We start from the raw sequence: 19281 nt of genomic DNA on the forward strand, positions 1-19281 counted from the left end.
CCCCTTCCCCGGGTTCCGGCGCACCCCTATTGGATCGCGCCATGGACCCTGCCCCGCTCCGCTTCGAGACGCTTCGCGGCGACGCTCTGCGCGCCTGGCTGCCGCGGCTGGCCGGCCTGCGCATCGCCGTCTTCCGCGATTGGCCTTATCTGTATGACGGGGAGGAAGCCTATGAGCAGCGCTACCTCGCCGCCTATGCCGAGAGCCCGGGCGCCGCGGTGATCGCCGCGATCGAGGGCGAGCGCGTGGTGGGCTGCGCCACCTGCCAGCCGATGACGGAAGCGACGGCACGCGTGCCGGCCGCCTTCCGGGACCGGGGCATCGATCCTGCGCGCTTCTGCTACTTCGGGGAAAGCGTGTTGCTGCGCGAGTTTCGAGGCCGCGGCGCAGGCGTCCGCTTTTTCGAACTGCGCGAAGCGCATGCGCGAGGAATTGGCCTCCAGGCGGCAGCCTTCTGCGCCGTGACGCGCAACGACAACGATCCGCGCCGCCCGCGCGACTATGTCCCGCTCGACGCCTTCTGGCGCAAGCGCGGCTACGAAAGGCGCGCCGATATCTCCGTCGTCTTCGACTGGAAGGAGGTCGGCGACGACCGGGAGACGCCGCACGCCCTGGGCTTCTGGGTCAAGGATCCGCTGTGAGCGCGCCGGAGGCCCGGACGTTGCGCCTCGGCCTGCTGCAGTACGGCGTCGGCCGGCCGGCCGGCGTCGCGGACTTTGCGCGCGCGCTGGAAGCGCGGCTCGAGGAAGGCCGCGCGGGGGCCGACCTGCTCGTGCTGCCCGAATATGCCTGCGTCGAACTCGGCGCGGGGCTCGTCGGCGACCAGGCGACGGACGAGGCGACCGAACTCGCCGCCATGATCGCCGCCGCGCCGGCGATCCTCGACGCCATGCGCGATGCCGCGCGGCGCCTCGGTGTCTGGCTGCTGCCCGGCACCCTGCCGATGCGGCGCGCGGACGGCACCGTCGTGAACCGCGCGCCGCTGATCGCCCCGGACGGGCGGATGGCGATGCAGGAGAAGCGCGCCATGACGCGCTTCGAGAGCGAGCGCTGGGGTGTGCTGCGCGGCGAGGATCCGAAGGTCTTCGACACGCCCTGGGGGCGGATCGGCATTTCCATCTGCTACGATGTGGAGTTCCCGAAGCATGTGCGCGTGCAGGTGCAGGAAGGGGCGTGGCTGATCCTGGCGCCGTCCTGCACCGACACCGTCGCGGGCTTCAACCGCGTGCGCATCGGCGCGCAGGCGCGCGCGATGGAGAACCAGTGCTATGTCGCCATCACGCCGACCGTGGGCCTCGCGCCCTGGTCCGCGGCGCTCGATGTGAACCGCGGCCATGCGGCGGTCTTCGGGCCGGTCGATCGGGGCTTCCCCGAGGATGGCGTGCTGGCGCGCGGGGCGCTCGATCAGCCGGGCTGGGTGTTCTGCACGCTCGATCCGACGCGGCTCGACGCGGTGAGGAAGGATGGGCAGGTGCTGAACCATCGGGACTGGCCATCCGCCCGCTTCGCGCGGCCGGCACCGGCCGTCTTCGCATGACGCTCGTCTACATCGTCGCCGGGGAGGCCTCGGGCGACGTGCTCGGCGCGCGGCTGATCGCCGCGCTGCGCGCGCGGCGTCCCGATCTACACTTCGCCGCCATCGGCGGGCCGCGCATGGCCGAACAGGGCGTCCCCAGCCTGTTCGACTACCGGGAACTCGCGCTGATGGGGCTGCTGGAAGTCCTGCCCAAGATCTTCCGCCTCAAGCGCCTGCTCGCGGATGCCGCGGCGGATGTCGCGACGCGCCGGCCGGCCGTACTCGTCACCATCGACAGCCCGGGCTTCACGCTGCGGCTCGCGGAGATGGTGAAGCCGATCGGCGTTCCGATCGTGCACTACGTCGCGCCGCAGGTTTGGGCCTGGCGGCCGGGGCGGGTGATGAAGCTGCGGCGCAAGGTGGACCGCATCCTGTGCCTGCTGCCCTTCGAGCCGATCTTCTTCGAGGCCGCCGGCATTCCCGTGACCTTCGTCGGTCATCCCGTGCTGGAAAGCGGCGCGGACCGCGGCGATGCCGCGCGCTTCCGCGCGGCGCACGGGCTAACCGAAGCGGACCGCCCCGTCATCGTCATGCCGGGCAGCCGGCGGATGGAAGCGTCGCGCCTGCTGCCGGTGTTCGGCGCGGCGCTGCACATCGCTGCGGCGCGCCTGCCGGGCCTGCGGCCAGTCCTGCCCGTCGCGCCCATCGTGGCCGACGCGGTGCGTGCCGCCGCGCGCGACTGGACCGTCGCCCCGATCCTGGTCGATGGCCAGGACGCGAAGCACGACGCCTTCGCCGCCGTCGCGCAGTCCGGCGGCGCCGGCCTGATCAAGTCCGGCACCTCGTCGCTGGAAATGGCGGTCGCCGGCATCCCCCACGTGGTGGCCTATCGCGTGAACCCGATCACGGCGGCGATCGTGCGGCGGCTGGTCAAGGTGCCACACGCCTCGCTCGTGAACCTGCTCGCGGAGCGCGAGGTGGTGCCGGAACGGCTGCAGGAAGCCTGCACGCCGGAGGCGCTGGCCGAAGGGCTGCTCGCGCCCATGCTGGACCCTGCCATCGCCGCCGCGCAGCGCGCTGGCTTCGCCGAGGCGCTGGCCCATCTGCGCGCGCCGGAGGGCCTGCCATCGGCGGCCGCGGCGGAAGCGGTGCTGCGCATGCTGGAACCGGCGCCGGCCTGACCGCCTTCCCCACCGCGCGCGGCCGACCTACCCTTCGCCCAACGCGGAGGGAAGGAACGGCAGATGGCACGGATCGGCTTCGTCGGCCTGGGCAATATGGGCGCGCCGATGGCGCGCAACCTGATCAAGGCAGGACATGAGGTCGCGGGCTTCGACCTCGCCCCCGGGGCGATCGAAGGCGTGCCCGGCGCGCGCCGCGCCGCGACGGCGGCCGAAGCGGCGACGGGAGCCGAAATCGTCATTACCATGCTGCCCGCGAGCCAGCATGTGCGCGACGCCTGGCTCGGCGTCGGCGGCATGATGGCGGCCGCAGCCCCGGACGCGCTGCTGATCGACTGTTCCACCATCGACGTGACATCGGCGCGCGAGGTCGCGGCAGCCTCCAGCGGGCGGGATTTCCTCGACGCGCCGGTCTCGGGCGGCGTGATGGGCGCGGAAGCGGGCACCCTCACCTTCATGGTCGGCGGCAGCGACGCCGCCTTCGCCCGTGCCAGGCCGGTGCTGGAGGCGATGGGTCGCACCATCGTCCATTGCGGTGGCCCCGGCGCGGGCCAGGCGGCGAAGCTGTGCAACAACATGATGCTGGCCGCGACCATGGCCGTGACCTGCGAGGCCTTCGTGCTCGCCGAGAAGCTCGGTCTGTCGCACCAGGCGCTGTTCGACGTCACCTCGAAGTCGAGCGCGCAATCCTGGGCGCTGACCACCTATTGCCCGGTGCCAGGGCCCGTTCCGGGAAGCCCGGCGAACCGGGACTACAAGCCGGGCTTCTCGGCCGCGCTGATGGCGAAGGATCTGGGCCTCGCGCAGCAATCGGCGAAGGATGCGGGGGTGGCGACACCCTTCGGGGCGCATGCGCTCGACCTCTATCGTCGCTTCGTCGAAGGCGGTGGCGCGGCCAGGGATTTTTCGGGCGTGATCGAGATGATCCGCGAAGGGAAAGCGTGATGACCACCAGCTTCGTCTCCCCCCGCCTGCTGATGATCGGCGGCGGCGCCGTCGGCAAGCTCGCCGAGGTTCTGGGGCAGCTTAGCCTGTCGAAGCCGCTGGTCGTGACGGATCCCTGGATGGTCTCCTCCGGCACCGTCGAGAAGGCGCTGGCGCCGCTGCGCGCGGCCGGGCTTTCGCCATCCGTGTTCAGCGAGACGGTGCCCGACCCGACCGACACGGTGATCGAGGCCGGCGTCGCCGCGATGAAGGCCGGTGACTACGACTGCCTGGTGGGCTTCGGCGGCGGCAGCCCGATGGACACGGCCAAGGCCATGGCGATCCTCGGCGCCGCGCCGGCCGGGGCGAAGATGCGGGACTTCAAGGTCCCCGCGCAGGCGAACCGCGCCGCCCTGCCCGTCATCTGCATCCCCACCACCGCGGGCACGGGCAGCGAGGCGACGCGCTTCACCGTCATCACCGACACGGAGCGCGACGAGAAGATGCTGATCGCCGGGCTCGGCGCACTGCCGCTCGCCGCCGTGGTGGATTTCGAGCTGACCTTCAGCGTGCCGCCGCGCACCACCGCCGACACGGGCATCGACAGCCTGACGCATGCGCTGGAAGCCTTCGTATCCAAGCGCGCCAATGACGAGGCGGATGAATACGCGCTGCGCGCCATGCGGCTGATCGCGCCGAACCTGCGCACCGTCTACCGCGAGCCATCCAACGCCGTCGCACGCGCGGCGATGATGAAGGGCGCGACACTCGCCGGCATCGCCTTCAGCAATTCCTCGGTCGCGCTGGTGCACGGCATGTCGCGGCCGATCGGCGCGCATTTCCACGTGCCGCACGGGCTGTCCAACGCCATGCTGCTGCCAGCCGTCACCGAGTTCAGCCTCAACGCCGCACTGCCCCGATATGCGGAGGCGGCGCGCGCGATGGGCGTGGCGACGGCAGCCGAAGGCGACCAGTCCGCGGCGGCGAAACTTCTGCAGGAACTGCGCGACCTGAACCGCGACCTCGCCGTGCCGACGCCAGCTGGCTACGGCATCGATCCGGCGAAGTGGGATGGGCTGCTCGAGACCATGGCGGGGCAGGCGCTGGCGAGCGGAAGCCCGGGCAACAATCCGGCAGTGCCGAGCGCCGAGGAGATCATCGCGCTCTACCGGCGCGCCTGGAACGGATAGGCGGAGGGGGCGTCGCCCCCTCCGAAACCTCCCCCACCAAAGGCCGAAAGGCCTTTGGAAACCATCACCTGGACGCGGGCTTGGCGGCGGGGGCGGCGGCATCCTCGTCGCCGCGGCGCAGGCGGTTGCGGCCGCTGTAGAGCACGATCGGCGCGGCGATGAACACCGACGAACCCGCCGAAATCACGATGCCCACCACCATCACCCAGGCGAAGCCCGCCAGCGTGTCGCCGCCGAACAAGGCGAGCGGCAGCGCCGAGAGCAGCAGCGTCATCGAGGTGCCGAGCGAGCGGTTCATCGTCTCGTTGATCGAGCGATCCACCAGCTCGTCCAGCGGCATTGTCTTGAACTTGCGCAGGTTCTCCCGCATCCGGTCGAACACGACGACCTTGTCGTTCGCGCTGAAGCCGATGACCGTGAGGATGCCGGCGATCGTCGTCAGGTTAAACTCGATCTGGAACAGCACCATGAAGCCGATGGTCTTGGTGACGTCCAGGATCAGCGTTGTGATGGCCGCGACGCCGAACTGCCATTCGAAGCGGAACCAGATGTAGAGCAGCATCGCGAGGAACGACAGGCCGAGCGCCATCATCCCGCCGATGAAGAGCTCGTCGGACACGCGGTTGCCGACCGCCTCCACCCGCAGGATGCGCGTGCCCGGCGCCACCTGTTCCAGCGCCCCGCGCACCGCGTTCACTGCCCGCTGTACCGCGCCCTCATCGCCCTGCGCCGGCAGTCGCAACGCGAAGGTGGATGGATCGCCGAACTGCAGCAGCGTCGCATCGCCGAGATTCAGGCCGCCCACCGCCGCGCGCAGCGCGCCGATGTCACCGGGGCCCGGCGTACGTACCTCCATCTCGATGCCGCCCTTGAAGTCGATGCCCTTCTCGAGCCCCGGCCAGAAGGCGATCGCGACGGAAGCGGATGAGAGGAGCGCAGAGACGACGAGGCCGATCCGCGCACCCTTCATGAAGGGGATATGCGTGTCGTCGGGGAAGATCCGGAACAGCGGACGCCGCAGACGCTCGATCAGCGACAGGCCCGGCCGCTGGAAGACGGGCAATTCCTTAGGCCGCGTCCGCCGGTACCACCAGGAGGCGAAGAGCCGCGTCAGCACCGTCGCCGTCCACATCTGCACGATGGTGCCGACCGCGACCGTGACCGCGAAGCCCTTCACCGGGCCCGAGCCGAAACCGTAAAGGCAGGCCATGGCGATGAGGTTCGTCAGGTTCGAGTCCAGGATCGTGCCGGACGCCTTGGTGAAGCCCGCCTCCAGCGCATTGATCGGACTTCGTCCGTTGCGCACTTCCTCGCGTATGCGCTCGTTGATCAGGATATTAGCGTCGAGCGCGGTGCCGAGGGTGAGCACGATGCCGGCGATGCCGGGCAGCGTCAGCGTCGCCTCGATCAGCGTCATGAAGGCGATCAGCAGGACGAGGTTCACGAACAGCGCGATGTTCGCGAACCAGCCAAGCAGGCCGTAGGCCAGCCCCATGTAGAGAAAAACGAACAGCGTACCGACCGCGAGCGCGATCGTGCCCGCGCGGATCGCGTCCGCGCCGAGTTCCGGTCCGACGGTCCGTTCCTCCACCACCGTCAGCGGCGCCGGCAGCGCGCCGGCGCGCAGCAGCACCGCCAGGTCGTTGGCGGAGCGCACGGTGAAGGACCCGCTGATCTGCCCCTGCCCGCCCGTGATCGGCTCCCGGATCACGGGGGCGGTGATCACCTTTTCGTCCAGGACGATGGCGAAGGGCCGGCCGACATTGGCGCGGGTGATGTCCGCGAAGCGCCGCGTGCCGACGCTGTCGAAGGTGAAGTTCACCACCCATTCGCCCGTGCGGCTGTCCTGGCCCGCGCGGGCGTTGGTCAGGTTGGCGCCATCGACTTCGACGCGACGGCGCACGGCGAAGCGCTCCCCTTCCCGTTCTCCGGGCAGGAACATCACGCCGGGCGGCGGGGTGGCGGCGAGCGACGCGGCCTCATCCACCAGGTGGAAGGTCATGCGCGCGGTGCGGCCGAGCAGGTTCTTGATGCGGTCCGGGTCCTCGACGCCGGGAAGCGTCACCAGGATCCGCTGTTGCCCCTGGCGGGCGATCAGGGCTTCCGCCACACCCGTCTCGTCCACGCGGCGGCGGACGATCTCGATCGACTGCTCGACGGCACCGCTTGCCTTGGCGCGGAGGCCGGCCTCGGTCAGCGTCGCCCAGACCTGCCCGTCGGCGCCGCTCGTCACCTCGATATCCGGGACGCTCTGCCCGGTCGGCAATTGCACGGGGTTGGCGAGTTCGCGCAGCGCCGTGACCGCCGCGGGCACCTGCGACGCATCCGTCACGCGCAGCCCCATGCGCCGGTTCGGCGCATCCGCCGCGAGATTCACGTAGCGCACATTCGCGGTGCGGAGCCGCGTGCGCGCCCCGTCCACCATCGAATCGAGCCGTTCCCGGACGACCGTGTTCAGGTCCACTTCCAGCAGCAGGTACGACCCGCCGCGGAGGTCGAGGCCGAGGCTGATCTGGCGCAGTGGGAACCATTCCGGGAAGACCGCGCGCGGCATCAGGTTCGGCAGGCTCACCACGAAGCCGACGAAGCAGACCAACAGGATCGCGACCGTCTTCCAGCGCGCGAAATGCAGCATGAGCGGGTGTGACCCCCCCTGTTCCAGACGGCGGACAATGGCGAGCCCCCCCTGCCGATGCAACCCCGCCGGTCCGGTTTCCGGCACGGCCGTTCCGGTCTAGGACCACCCCATGAACGTATCGGACGGACGACTCGCCCTCGGCATCCTCGGCGTCGGCCATTTCGGCCGTTTCCATGCCTTGAAGGCCTCGGCCAACCCACGGGTGCGGCTTGTTGGCCTGCATGATGCCGATCCGGCCCGGGCGGCTTCGGTCGCGGCAGAGACCGGCACGACCCCAATGGCGCCGGAGGCGCTGATCGGCGCTGCCGATGCCCTGATCGTCGCCGCCCCGACCCGGTTTCATTTCGGCCTCGGCAGCGCCGCGCTCGCGGCCGGGCGGCATGTCTTCGTGGAAAAGCCGATCGCCGCGACCCTGGATGAGGCGGATGCGCTGATCGCCGCGGCCGCCGCGGGGCGCCGCGTGCTGCAGGTCGGGCATATCGAGCGCTTCTCGGCCGCCTTCCGCGCAGTGACGGAAGCCCCCTCCGGCGGGCGCGCCCTGTCCTGGGATGCGGTCCGTGCGGCGCCCTTCCGGCCGCGCAGCCTCGACGTCTCGGTCGTGCTGGACCTGATGATCCACGACCTCGACCTGGTGATGGACCTGGCGGGCGGGGAGCCGGACGCGGTCGAGGCGGTCGGCGCCGCCGTGGTGTCGCAGCACCCTGACTTCGCCGTGGCGCGCCTGCGCTTCCCCGGCGGGCGGGCCGCGGTTCTGACCGCGTCGCGCGTGTCGCTCGCCATGGAGCGCCGGCTGCGCGTCCTCGGCACCGAGGGCGAGATGAGCGTGAACTTCCTCGAACGCTCGCTGGCCGTGATGCGCCGCGGCGGGGCGGAACCCGTCGCGACCATGCCGGGTTCCGGCATCGACCGCGCCACCTGGACCGACCATGACAGCCTGGAAGCCGAGCAGGCCGCATTCGTCGCCGCCTGCCTGGACGGCGCGCCCGTGCTGGTGGACGGTGCGGCCGGGCGGCGGGCGCTGAAGGTCGCGCTTGCCGTGGAGGCCGCGATCCGCGGCGACTGAGGGGGAAACGCAGCAATGGACAAGCCACGCATCGCCATCGTGGGCGCGGGCGCGGTCGGGGGCTATGCGGGGGCCTACATGGCCCAGGCCGGCCACGACGTGACCTTCATCGACCCCTGGCCCGAGCATGTGGAGGCGATGCGCGCGAAGGGGTTGACCGTCGCGCATCTCAAGGACGTGCCGGAGTTCACCGTGCCGGTCCGCGCGATCCACATCACCGAGTTGCAGTCCTTCGCCAAGGAACGCCCGGTCGACATCGCCTTCGTCTGCATGAAGTCCTACGACACCGCCTGGGCGACGACGATGATCGCGCAGTATCTGTCGCCTGGCGGCTACGTCGTCTCCCTGCAGAACTGCATCAACGAGGAAACGATCGCGGGCATCGTCGGCTGGGGGCGCGTGCTGGGCGCGATCGCATCGCTGATCACGGTGGAGCTGACGGGGCCGGGGCTGGTGAAGCGCGCCGCCGGCAAATCCGGCGCGTCGCACACGGTCTACCGCGTGGGCGAGCCGCATGGGCGAATTTCCCCGCGCGCGGCGTTCGTCACCTCCCTCCTCGCCCTGTCCGATTCCGCCCTGACCACGACGAATCTCTGGGGCGAGCGCTGGTCGAAACTGGTGGCGAACGTGATGGGCAACGGCATCGCCGCGGCGACGGGGCTGGTCGCGAAGGAAGCAACGGCGGACGATGCGATCCGCGCCTTCTCCGCGCGGTTGGGAAGCGAGGCGATCCGCGTCGGCCAGGCGCTGGGCTACGACCTCGAGGAGATCCTCCACCTCGACGCGGAGGTCATCGCCCGCGCCGGCGAGGGCGATGCGGAAGCGCGCGCGGCCTATGACGCCCAGCGGCTGGCGGACACGCAAAAGCCCGGCGGCGGCGCCCATCGTGCCTCCATGGGCCAGGACATGGTGAAGGGGCGCCGCACCGAGATCGAGTTCCTGAACGGCTTCGTCGTGGCGAAGGGCAAGGAGGTCGGCATCGAGGCGCGCGCCAATGCGGCGCTGACCGAGATCGTGAAGCGCGTGGAGCGCGGCGAGGCGAAGCCCTCGCCGGACCTGATCCGAGGATTGCGGTTGAACTAGCCATGCGACCGCCCGTCATCGAGGGCGGAGGGATAAAGAAGGGAGGGGGCGCGGGGGAGGTTCCCCTCCCCCGGCTCTCATCGACAAGGAGAGGACCGCATGCGCAACCCTATGGCCCTGACCGGCCGCACGGTCATCGTCACCGGCACCGGCCAGGGTATCGGCCGCGCCATCTCCGAACTCGTGCTCGAGCTCGGCGCCAACCTGGTCATGATCGAGCGCAACCCGGAGACCTTCGCCGCCGTCTCCGCGGCGCTTGCCGGCGACCGGACGCTGGCGCTGATGGGCGACGTGACGGACGAGGCCATCTGCGGGCGCATCGTGGATGACGCTGTCGCGCGCTTCGGCGCGGTGCATGGCCTGGTGAACAACGCCGGCATCACGCGGCCCGCGATGATCGAGAAGATGACCCTGCCGCAATGGCAGGCGGTGATCGACGTGAATCTGACCGCCTGCCATCTGATGCAGCAGGCGGTCGGACGGCACATGATCGCCCGCGCCCGTAAGGGCGAGGCAACGCCAGGTGCGATCGTCAACATCTCCTCCACTGCGGGCAAGCGGGGCTCGATCGGGCAGGTGAACTACTCGGCGGCGAAGGCGGGGCTGTATGGCATCACCATGACGGCGGCGCGGGAATGGGCGCGCTACGGCATCCGCGTGAACAGCGTAGGCTTCGGCACGGTGGAGACGCCGATGACGCAGACGATCCGGTCGGACCGGTTCCGGGAGCAGACGCTGGCGCGCATTCCATTGGGCCGCGTGGCGCAGCCGGCGGAGGTCGCGCCGCTGATCTGCTTCCTGCTCTCCGACGCGGCGTCCTTCATCACCGGCCAGAACTGGCTCGAGGATGGCGGCAGCCACATGCAGCCCTGAGGCCCGTCAGGCCGCGTTCCGGGCCTTTGCGTCGGCATAGAGGGCGAGCCTGCGTGCGGCGACATCGGAGAGGCCGCCGCTGAAGTCGAGGCCGGCCGGCGGCAGGGTTTCCGTGAAGTGGCAGGCGACGTCGTGGCCGGGCGCGAGGGTGCGCAACGCGGGTGCCTCCGTCCGGCAGCGTTCCTGCGCGAAGGGGCAGCGCGTGTGGAAGCGGCAGCCCGGCGGCGGGTTCATCGGCGAGGGCACGTCGCCGCCGAGCGGCTTCACCTGCCCGCGCCGCTGCGGATCCGGATGCGGGATCGCCGCGAGCAGCGCGCGCGTATATGGGTGCCGCGGTGCCGCGAACAGGTCGCGCTTCGGCCCTGTTTCCACGATCTGGCCGAGATACATCACCGCCACCCGGTCCGCGACGTGCTTCACCACGGCCAGGTCGTGCGCGATGAACAGATAGGACAGGCCGAGGCGCCGCTGAAGGTCCTTCAGCAGGTTCACCACCTGCGCCTGGATCGAGACGTCCAGCGCCGAGACCGGCTCGTCACACACCACGAGGTCCGGCTGCACCGACAGCGCGCGCGCGATGCCGATGCGCTGGCGCTGCCCGCCCGAGAATTCGTGCGGGTAGCGTTCCGCGTGGAAGGCGCGCAGGCCAACAAGGGAGAGCAGTTCCGCCACCCGCGCGCGGCGGGACGCGGCATTGCCGATGCCGTGCACCTGCATCGGCTCGGCGATCGTCTCGGCCACGGTCAAGCGCGGGTTCAGGCTGGCATAGGGGTCCTGGAAGACGATCTGCATGCGCCGGCGCATGGCGCGCATCGCGGCGCCAGAGACGCGCGTCACGTCCTTGCCCTCGAAGCGGATCGCGCCGGCGCTGGGCTCGATCAACCGCAGCACGAGGCGCGCCGTCGTGGACTTGCCGCAACCGGATTCACCCACCAGCGCCAGCGTTTCCCCGCGGTCCAGCGAGAAGGAGACGCCATCGACCGCGCGCACCGTGCCGACCTGCTTCGCGAGGATCAGCCCCTTGCGGACGGGGTAGTGCTTGGCGAGGCCCGTGACCTCGAGCAGCGGTCCGCTCATGCGACGAAGGCCTCGACCGGCGCGCGGATGCAGGCGGCCTGGTGGCCGGGTGCAACCTCCCGCAGCGGCGGCGGTTCCTTGAGGCACGGTTCCGACGCGAAGGGGCAGCGTGGGTGGAAGCGGCAACCCTTCGGCAGGGCGAAGGGCGGCGGCACGCTGCCCTCGATGGCGAGCAGGTTCTCGCGTTCCTCATCGAGGCGTGGGATCGAGCCGAGCAGGCCGAGCGTATAGGGATGCATCGGGTCGGCAAAGATCGCGCCCGCCGCACCGCGCTCCACGACGCGCCCGGCATACATCACCGCGACCTCATCCGCCATTTCGGCGACCACGCCGAGGTCGTGCGTGATGAGGATGATCGACATCCCCGTCTCCTGCTGGAGGTCGCGCAGCAGGTCCAGGATCTGCGCCTGCACCGTCACGTCGAGCGCGGTGGTGGGCTCGTCCGCGATCAGCAGCTTCGGCTGGCAGGCGAGCGCCATCGCGATCATCACGCGCTGGCGCATGCCGCCGGAAAGCTGGTGCGGGTATTCCTCGAAGCGGCGCTCCGGCGCGGGGATGCGCACACGCGTCAGCGCCTCGATCGCGCGGTTGCGGAGTTCCGCGTTCGAGGCGCGCGTATCATGCGCGCGCATCGCCTCGGTGATCTGGAAGCCGACCGTATGCACAGGATTCAGACTGGTCATCGGCTCCTGGAAGATCATCGCGACCTGGCTGCCGCGCACGTCGCGCATCTCGGCGTTGGACAGCGCCAGCAGGTCGCGCCCTTCCAGAAGCACGCGCCCCGCCGCCACGCGTCCAGGATGGGTGACGAGGCGCATGACGGACAAGGAGAGCACGGACTTGCCGCAGCCGGACTCGCCGACGATGCCAAGGGTGCGGCCGCGGGGGACGGAAAGGTCGACCCCGTCCACGGCGGCGATCTCACCGCCATGTGTGCGGAAGACAGTGCGCAGGGCTTCGATGCGCAGGAGGTCGTCGGACATCGATCAGGACATCCCGGAGGGGCCTTGCCCCTCCAGACCACCCCACCAAACGCCGAAGGGCCTTTGGAAACCGACACTCTGGCGCTTGGCGCGGTGATGGTGTGCAGAGGTCTTTCGGCCTCTGGCGGGGAGGGTCCGGGAGGGGCGGCGCCCCTCCCGTCGCAACACGACGCTCACGACCAATGGAAGGTCGGCGGCGCGATCTTCTCCGGCGAACGATGCGCCCAGTCGCGCTGCTGCACGCCCGCGGCGACGCGCTTCTGCGCTTCATGCAGGTGCTCGGCCGCCTGGCGATAGTCCATGGTCAGAACCTCGCCGTCCTCCACCACCTTGTTGCCGTCGACATAGAGCGCCTTCAGCGCACGGTCGCCCGCCGAATAGATCAGGCTGCGGATCGGGTCATAGGCCGGGCGGATCATCGGATGGGTGATGTCGACCAGCGAGAAATCCGCCTTGCATCCGACGGCGAGCCGCCCGATGTCATCGCGTCCGAGCGCCATCGCACCGCCGATCGTCGCGGCGTTGAACAGGTCCGTCGTGCGCAGCGTGCGCGGATTGCCCGCCTGGGTCCGCGCGATGTGCGCGGCAAGCCGCATCTCATCGAGCATGTTGTGCGGATAGGTGTCCGTCCCGATCCCCATGTTCACGCCGCTGCGGATGTAGCGACCCAGGTCCTTCATCGCGATGCCGCGGCGCGCGAAGACGGTCGGGCAATGTGCGACGGTCGTGCCGGTCTCGGCCAGGCGCTTCAGGTCCGTCTCGGTATGCCAGCGGGTGGAGGGATGGTCGTCGAGGAAGATGCCGTGCCCGATGATGCTGCGCTCACCCAGCAGCCCCATGGAATCGAGCCAGCCGATCGGCGTCGTGCCGTGTCGGCGCGTGATCTCGTGGAACTCCACGACCGACTGGGCGGCATGGATCTGCCAGGACAGGCCGCGCTTCTTCGCCTCGGCATGGCTGTCCTTCAGCAGGCCGGCCGAGCAGGTGTCGATCTGCGCCGGCACCACCATGCCGAAGAGGCGGCCGCATTCGTGCTGCTCGGCGCGCTCGATGAGGCGGAGGGCTTCCTCCATCGCCTTCTCGCCGGCCTTCTCGTCCCACTCGTATTCCACGACGTGGCCGTTCTTCGTGAACCAGCGCGCGGAGCGGAACATCGGCGCGATGCAAACGCGCATGCCGGCCTCGGCGAGGAGGTCGAGCCAGCCCGGATGCGCCATGGAGAGGTCGGCGAGCGTCGTGACGCCCGAAAGCAGAAGCTCGGAGAGTGCGACGCGCACGCAATGCGGCACCGCTTCCGCATCCGCCCGGAAGATCGGCATGTACTCGTACAGCGACGAATTGTAGAGGCCGGGCGAACCGATCTCGTCGAGGAAGCCCTTGTTCAGCGGCTCGCTCGACGGGTGCGAATGGATGTTCACGAGCCCGGGCATGACCATCAGCCCGCGCCCTTCGATCACCGTCTCGGCCGCGCCTTCATAGCCGCGGCCGAGGAAGGTGATCGTGCCGCCGTCGAAGGCGACATCCGTGTCGGGCATGTAGCTGTGGGACTTCGCCGTCGCATCCCAGCCGACGACGAGCTCCGCGTTCTTGATGAGGGTGATGGCCATGCCGGTCTCTCCTTACCGCGTCAGCCGGATATCGAGGCCCTTGTAGAGGGCGACCCCGTAGATGCCGTGCGCGCGCACGCCTTCCACCCGCTGGGAGGAAGCGACCCAGAGCTGCTCGCGCGCGACGGGCAGCCACACATTGGCCTCGGCGATGATGCGCTGGGCGCGCGCGATGGCGGCGGCGCGCACCGCGGGGTCGACCGCCGTCTGCGCTTCCCGCAGCGCGGCGTCCGTCGCCGGGTCGGACCAGTTCATCCGGTTCGGCGTCGGGCGGTTGGCGCTGTTGAAGTACAGCGAGAAGGCGTCCGTCGCGGTCACATAGGGGTAGGACATGACGAAGGCGTCGAATTCCTGCGTCGCGAGCCGTCCCCAGCCGACCGTCGCATCCCAAAGCTGGATGCGCATCTCGAGCCCGACGCGGCGGAGGTCCGCCTGCACCGCCTGGAGATACTGCTGCGCCGCCTGCGTCTGCAGCCCGTAGACGAGGAAGGTGGCGCGCTGCCCGTCCTTCACGCGAATGCCGTCCGGGCCCATCCGCCAGCCGGCCTCGTCCAGCACGCGGCGTGCCGCGTCCGGGTCGAAACGCGGCACCAGGCGCGCAGCCTCGGCATCGAAGCCCGTCGTTGCCGGATTGAGGTACGCGTCCGCCGGCACCGCCGTGCCGAACCAGGTCGCCCGCACCAGCGCGTCGCGGTTCACCGCCATGTTGATGGCCCGGCGCACCTGCGGGTCGTTGACCACGGGCTTGTCCACCTTGAAGCCCATGAAGTGATCCCAGAAGTAGTTCGCCTGCTGGGACATCCGCACATTGGGCGTGCGCTGCAGCGTCTGAACCGCGATCGCCGGGATGTACTGCGTCACGTCCCCCTGCCCCGTCTGCAGCGCGGCGAGCCGCGTCTGGCTTTCCGGCGCGATGCGCCAGACCACGCGGTCCACCTGCGGGGCTGGGTTCTGGTACATCCCCGCAGGCCCCCAGCGGTAGTTGGGGTGGCGCTGGAGCACGAGTTCCTGCCGCGGCGTCCAGGACACCCAGCAGAAGGGCCCGGTGCCGTTGAAGCCCTGGACGCCGAAATTCTGGCCGAGGCGCTCGACCGTGTTGCGGTCCACGATCGAGGCGAAGAACAGCGTGAGCTGGTAGAGTAGCTCACCGAAGGGCTCGTTCAGCTCGTATTCGACGGTGTGCGAATCCCGGGCGCGCACTTCCCGCACAGGTCCCGCGCGCCAGCGGACGGGGCTGCGGGTCGCCGGGTCGATCCACCGATTGATGGAATAGACCACATCCTCCGCGGTGAATGGCTTGCCGTCGCAGAAGGTCACATCGCGGCGGAGGTGGAAGGTGTAGGTCTTGCCGTCCGGGCTGACTTCCCAGCGCTCGGCGAGCAGCGGGCGGATGGTCTGCATGTCGAAGTCGAGTGCGACGAGCGTGTCGCTCATCATGTAGACGACCTCGCCCGCCGAGCGCGCGGTCGAGCGCGGCGGGTCGTAGTTGTCGGAGTCGATCTCCCGCAGCACCACCAGCGTGTTGCGCGGATTGGTCGCCTGGGCCAGCGCGTCGGCCGCCGGCAGCGTCCCGGCCAGCGTCAGCAACGCGGCCGCGAGCATCTTCCTCATGGTTCCGGTTCTCCCGTTCATACGCGAAGCCTGGGGTCGAGTGCGTCCCGCAAGGCGTCCCCGAGGACGTTGAAGGCGAGCACGACGATGAAGATCAGGATGCAGGGGACGACGGCGATGTGGGGCGCGAAGAAGAGAAAGTTGCGCCCCTCGCTCGCCATGGCGCCGAGTTCCGGCGTCGGCGGCTGTGCCCCGAGCCCGAGGAAGGACAGCGCCGAGCCGAGCAGTATGACCTGCCCGAAGCGCAGCGTCGCGAAGACGAAGATGGCGGACAGGCAGTTCGGCGCCAGATGCCGCCAGATCAACCGCGCATCCGTCATTCCCGTGGCGCGTGCTGCCTCGATGAAGTCCAGCCGCATGACCACCAGCGCGCTACCGCGCACGATGCGCGCCATCAGCGGCACCGTCGCGACCGACAGCGCCAGCACGACGGAGAAGATGCCCGGCCCGAAGATCGCCGCGATGGCGAGCCCCACCAGGATCGCCGGGAAGGAGAGCAGCATGTCGACCAGCCGCATGATCGGGCCGCCGAGCCAGCGTTCGTAGAATGCGGCCAGGAAGCCCAGCAGCGCGCCGAAGGAGCCACCAAGCGCCACCGCCGCGAGCCCCATCATCAGCGAGACGCGCAGGCCGTAGAGCAGCCGCGTGACCATGTCCCGCCCCTGCGCATCGGCGCCGAGCGGCAGGCCCTCGCTGCCCGGTGGCTGCATCGCCTTGCTCAGGTCGTTGTCGTAGGGGTCGGTGGGCGCGAGCCACGGGGCGAGGACCGCGGCGGCGATGATCAGCACGACCAGCACCAGCGAGAAGGCCGCCGCCGGTTCCCGCAACAGCCTCGCCAGGATGCCAGGCCGCGGTGGCGCTATCGGTTCGTTCGTCTCCGCCGTCGCACTCATGCGCCGCGCACCCGCGGGTCGAGCGCCGCGTAGAGCATGTCCACCGTCAGGTTGACGACGATGAAGCCGAGCGACAGGACGATGATTGTCCCCTGCGCCATCGGGAAGTCGCTCGACAGGATCGCACCCACCGCGAGCCGCCCGACGCCGGGCCAGGAGAACACCGTCTCCGTCACCACGGCGCCGCCGAGCAGGAAGCCGATCTGCAAGCCGATCAGCGTGACCACCGGCACCAGCGCGTTGCGCAACGCGTGGCGAAGTACGACGAGCCGTTCCGTCAGCCCCTTGGCGCGCGCCGTGCGCACATGGTCCGCCGAAAGCACATCAAGCACCGCCGTCCGCGTCATCCGCGCCACGGGGCCGACGAAGACGCCGCCGAGCGTAACCGCCGGCAGGATGATCGAGCGGATACCGTCCATGGTCCACAACGGACCGCCGCGTCCGGTAAAGGGCAGCAACTGCCACTGGAAGCCCACGAACCAGATCAGCACCAGGCCCAGGAAGAAGACCGGCACGGAGACGCCCGCGACCGACAGCGCCATGATCAGCCGGTCGATTACCGACCCGCGCCAATAGCCCGCCAGCGTGCCCATCAGGATGCCGAGCGGAATCGACCATACGAGGCTCGCCGCCATCAGTTCGAGCGTCGGACCGATCGTCGCCCCGAGTTCCTGACTGACCGGCACGTTGTTGATGATGGAGGCGCCGAGATCACCCTGCACCAGCCGCCACATGTACAGGCCGAACTGGACGTAGAGCGGCTCATCCAGCCCGAGGTCGGCGCGGATCGCGGCGATCACGTCGGGTGTGGCGGTCGGGCCGGCGCGGACTGTGGCGGGATCCGTCGGCACCACCTGCATCAGCAGGAAGCCGATCAGGATCACGCCGAACATGACCGGCACCGCCAGCAGCAACCGATGGATCGCGTGCCTCAGCACAAGGCACCATGGCGGTCGAAGAGGGCCACGCCCTCGCGCAGCGTCAGGTCGGCTTCCGTGCGCAGGACCTCATCGGGCGCGATGGCGAAGACATCGCGCGACAGGACGGCGATGTCGGCCTGCATGCCGGGCTCCAGCGTGCCGCGCCGATCCTCGGCGAACTGGGTGTAGGCGCCGCACCAAGTGTAGCAATGCACGGCTTCCTCGGCCGTGAGCGCCTGCTCCGGCCCCATCACCGTGCCGCGGTTCGTCTTCCGCGTCAGCATGGTGAAGAGGTTGACGAAGGGATCGACGGTCGAGACCGGGCAGTCGGACGATGCGGCCGGATGATGCCCTTCCTCTAGCCAGGTCTTCATCGGATAGGCGTGCTCGGAGCGTTCCCGCCCGAGGTTCTTCACGTAGAGGTTACCGAATTCGTACATGAAGACTGGCTGCGGCACGGGCAGGATGCCGCGCGCCTTCATCCGCCGCCGCTGGTCGCGCGTGACGAAACCACAATGCTCGATCCGGTGCCGCCGCCCGGCGAAGGGATGCGCGGCGCTGTCCGCCGCCTCCATGCCGAGCAGCACCTGCTCGATCGCCGCATCGCCGATGGCGTGGATGTCGAGCTGCCAGCCCTGCTCGTGATACAGCTTGAGCAGCGCGTGGATCGTTTCGTCCGGGAAGGTGAAGACGCCCGTGCCGCCGCCCGCGCTGGCGAGGTAGGGCTCGAAGAAGGCCGCGGTGAGCCCGCCCGCGCTGCCATCGGCGAACACCTTCACGGCACCCCATCGCAGGCTGTCATCGCCCTGCATCGGCCGCATGCCGCGTGCCCAGGCGTCCTGCGCGATACCTTCCGGATTGCCCGCCAGCACTTGCCACATGCGCAGCGGAAGCCGGTCCGCCGCCTTCGCGGCCTCATAGGCATCGACCTCCGCCATCCCCGCCGTCATGCCGACATTCATGTCGGTGGCGGAGGCGAAGCCGAGCGAGGCGAGATGCGTGCAGGCCGCCTCGATAGCGCCGATCATCGTGGCATGGTCAGGCGGCGGGATCACGTCCCGCACTAGGCGCATCGCGCGCTCCTGGAACAGGCCGGTGAGCTGCCCGCCCTTGCGCTCAATCACGCCGCCCTCTGGGTCCGGCGTATTGTGCCCGACGCCGGCGAGCCGCATCGCCATGCTGTTCGCCACCGCCATGTGGCCGCAGGTGCGCACGATGGCGACGGGATTGTCCGGCGCGGCGCGATCGAGTTCGGCGGCCAGCGGGTGCCGCTCGACATCGAGCTCGGCATGATCATAGCCGCGGCCGAGGATCCAAGCGCCCTTCGGCGCAGCCTGCGCGGCCGTCCCGATCCGGCGCAGCACCTCGTCCAGCGTGCGCACTTCCTCCGCGCGCAGGTTCACCTGCGACAGGCCGAGCCCATGGGGCAGCAGGTGCATATGCGCTTCGTTGAAGGCCGGGATTGCCACGCGCCCGCCGAGATCCACGCGGCGCGTGGCCTGCCCCGCCGCGTCCAGCGCCTCGGCGCCGAGCGCCAGCACGCGGCCATCCTTGACCGCCAACGCATCGGTGAAGCCATGTGCAAGGCCGCGAAAGATGCGGCCGCCCGAAAGCAGGAGATCGGCGGACATGGCGAAACTGTCACGGTGCGACGGCGCCGCGTCAACCCGCCGCGCGATGCCGTTGCGTGCCTGGGCGCAGGCCTTGCCGTGCCTGCGGGCA

The 19281-nt window shown here is 69.8% G+C and carries 16 protein-coding genes; 8 read left to right on the plus strand and 8 right to left on the minus strand.

Annotation, left to right across the window (positions count from 1 at the left end; all coding sequences use genetic code 11):
* The first annotated feature begins 41 nt into the window (after positions 1 to 41).
* From HW577_RS02170 to HW577_RS02190, 5 genes are all read left to right on the plus strand, one after another.
* A complete protein-coding gene (locus tag HW577_RS02170) occupies positions 42 to 641 on the plus strand; it encodes a GNAT family N-acetyltransferase (protein ID WP_198374412.1) in 600 nt (199 codons plus the stop codon).
* A complete protein-coding gene (locus tag HW577_RS02175; RefSeq protein ID WP_198374413.1) occupies positions 638 to 1537 on the plus strand; it encodes a carbon-nitrogen hydrolase family protein in 900 nt (299 codons plus the stop codon). The genes HW577_RS02170 and HW577_RS02175 overlap by 4 nt, the downstream gene beginning before the upstream one ends.
* The gene (gene lpxB / locus HW577_RS02180; RefSeq protein ID WP_198374414.1) at positions 1534 to 2697 is read left to right on the plus strand and encodes a lipid-A-disaccharide synthase; all 1164 of its coding nucleotides are present in this window, start codon (positions 1534 to 1536) and stop codon (positions 2695 to 2697) included. Before HW577_RS02175 ends, lpxB begins: the two co-directional genes overlap by 4 nt.
* 63 nt (positions 2698 to 2760) lie before the next feature.
* Positions 2761 to 3642, plus strand: coding sequence for a 3-hydroxyisobutyrate dehydrogenase (mmsB, locus tag HW577_RS02185; protein ID WP_198374415.1), 882 nt, complete (start codon positions 2761 to 2763; stop codon positions 3640 to 3642).
* Entirely contained in the window at positions 3642 to 4811 is a 1170-nt protein-coding gene (locus HW577_RS02190; RefSeq protein ID WP_198374416.1) for an iron-containing alcohol dehydrogenase, read from the plus strand. Before mmsB ends, HW577_RS02190 begins: the two co-directional genes overlap by 1 nt.
* Positions 4812 to 4875: 64 nt before the next feature.
* Here HW577_RS02190 and secD read toward each other — a convergent pair whose 3' ends face one another.
* Positions 4876 to 7446: a protein translocase subunit SecD gene (gene secD / locus HW577_RS02195; RefSeq protein ID WP_198374417.1), complete on the minus strand. Its 2571-nt coding sequence runs from the start codon at positions 7444 to 7446 to the stop codon at positions 4876 to 4878.
* Positions 7447 to 7558: 112 nt separating this feature from the next.
* Here secD and HW577_RS02200 point away from each other — a divergent pair, with 112 nt between their 5' ends.
* From HW577_RS02200 to HW577_RS02210, 3 genes are all read left to right on the plus strand, one after another.
* Positions 7559 to 8512 (plus strand): Gfo/Idh/MocA family protein, encoded by a 954-nt coding sequence (locus tag HW577_RS02200; protein WP_198374418.1) that lies wholly within the window; start codon positions 7559 to 7561, stop codon positions 8510 to 8512.
* Between the two features lie 15 nt (positions 8513 to 8527).
* Positions 8528 to 9595 carry a ketopantoate reductase family protein gene (locus HW577_RS02205; RefSeq protein WP_198374419.1) on the plus strand — a complete coding sequence of 356 codons (1068 nt, stop codon included), beginning with the start codon at positions 8528 to 8530 and terminating at the stop codon, positions 9593 to 9595.
* Positions 9596 to 9694: 99 nt separating this feature from the next.
* Positions 9695 to 10468, plus strand: a complete 774-nt coding sequence (locus HW577_RS02210; protein WP_198374420.1) for an SDR family NAD(P)-dependent oxidoreductase — start codon at positions 9695 to 9697, stop codon at positions 10466 to 10468.
* A 6-nt stretch (positions 10469 to 10474) separates the two neighbouring features.
* Here HW577_RS02210 and HW577_RS02215 read toward each other — a convergent pair whose 3' ends face one another.
* The 7 genes from HW577_RS02215 to HW577_RS02245 form a co-directional block, all read right to left on the minus strand.
* Positions 10475 to 11545, minus strand: coding sequence for an ABC transporter ATP-binding protein (locus tag HW577_RS02215; RefSeq protein ID WP_198374421.1), 1071 nt, complete (start codon positions 11543 to 11545; stop codon positions 10475 to 10477).
* Entirely contained in the window at positions 11542 to 12528 is a 987-nt protein-coding gene (locus HW577_RS02220; RefSeq protein ID WP_198374422.1) for an ABC transporter ATP-binding protein, read from the minus strand. Before HW577_RS02220 ends, HW577_RS02215 begins: the two co-directional genes overlap by 4 nt.
* A gap of 173 nt (positions 12529 to 12701) precedes the next feature.
* Entirely contained in the window at positions 12702 to 14135 is a 1434-nt protein-coding gene (locus tag HW577_RS02225; RefSeq protein WP_198374423.1) for an amidohydrolase family protein, read from the minus strand.
* A gap of 12 nt (positions 14136 to 14147) precedes the next feature.
* Positions 14148 to 15746 carry an ABC transporter substrate-binding protein gene (locus HW577_RS02230; RefSeq protein ID WP_198374424.1) on the minus strand — a complete coding sequence of 533 codons (1599 nt, stop codon included), beginning with the start codon at positions 15744 to 15746 and terminating at the stop codon, positions 14148 to 14150.
* A 17-nt stretch (positions 15747 to 15763) separates the two neighbouring features.
* Positions 15764 to 16639 carry an ABC transporter permease gene (locus tag HW577_RS02235; protein WP_198374425.1) on the minus strand — a complete coding sequence of 292 codons (876 nt, stop codon included), beginning with the start codon at positions 16637 to 16639 and terminating at the stop codon, positions 15764 to 15766.
* Complete coding sequence (locus tag HW577_RS02240; protein ID WP_198374426.1) at positions 16636 to 17577, minus strand: ABC transporter permease; 942 nt, start codon at positions 17575 to 17577, stop codon at positions 16636 to 16638. Before HW577_RS02240 ends, HW577_RS02235 begins: the two co-directional genes overlap by 4 nt.
* Positions 17571 to 19190 (minus strand): amidohydrolase, encoded by a 1620-nt coding sequence (locus HW577_RS02245; RefSeq protein ID WP_198374427.1) that lies wholly within the window; start codon positions 19188 to 19190, stop codon positions 17571 to 17573. Before HW577_RS02245 ends, HW577_RS02240 begins: the two co-directional genes overlap by 7 nt.
* Positions 19191 to 19281: the final 91 nt, after the last annotated feature.

The sequence above is a fragment of the Neoroseomonas rubea genome (genome assembly GCF_016106015.1).
Classification (GTDB): domain Bacteria; phylum Pseudomonadota; class Alphaproteobacteria; order Acetobacterales; family Acetobacteraceae; genus Neoroseomonas; species Neoroseomonas rubea.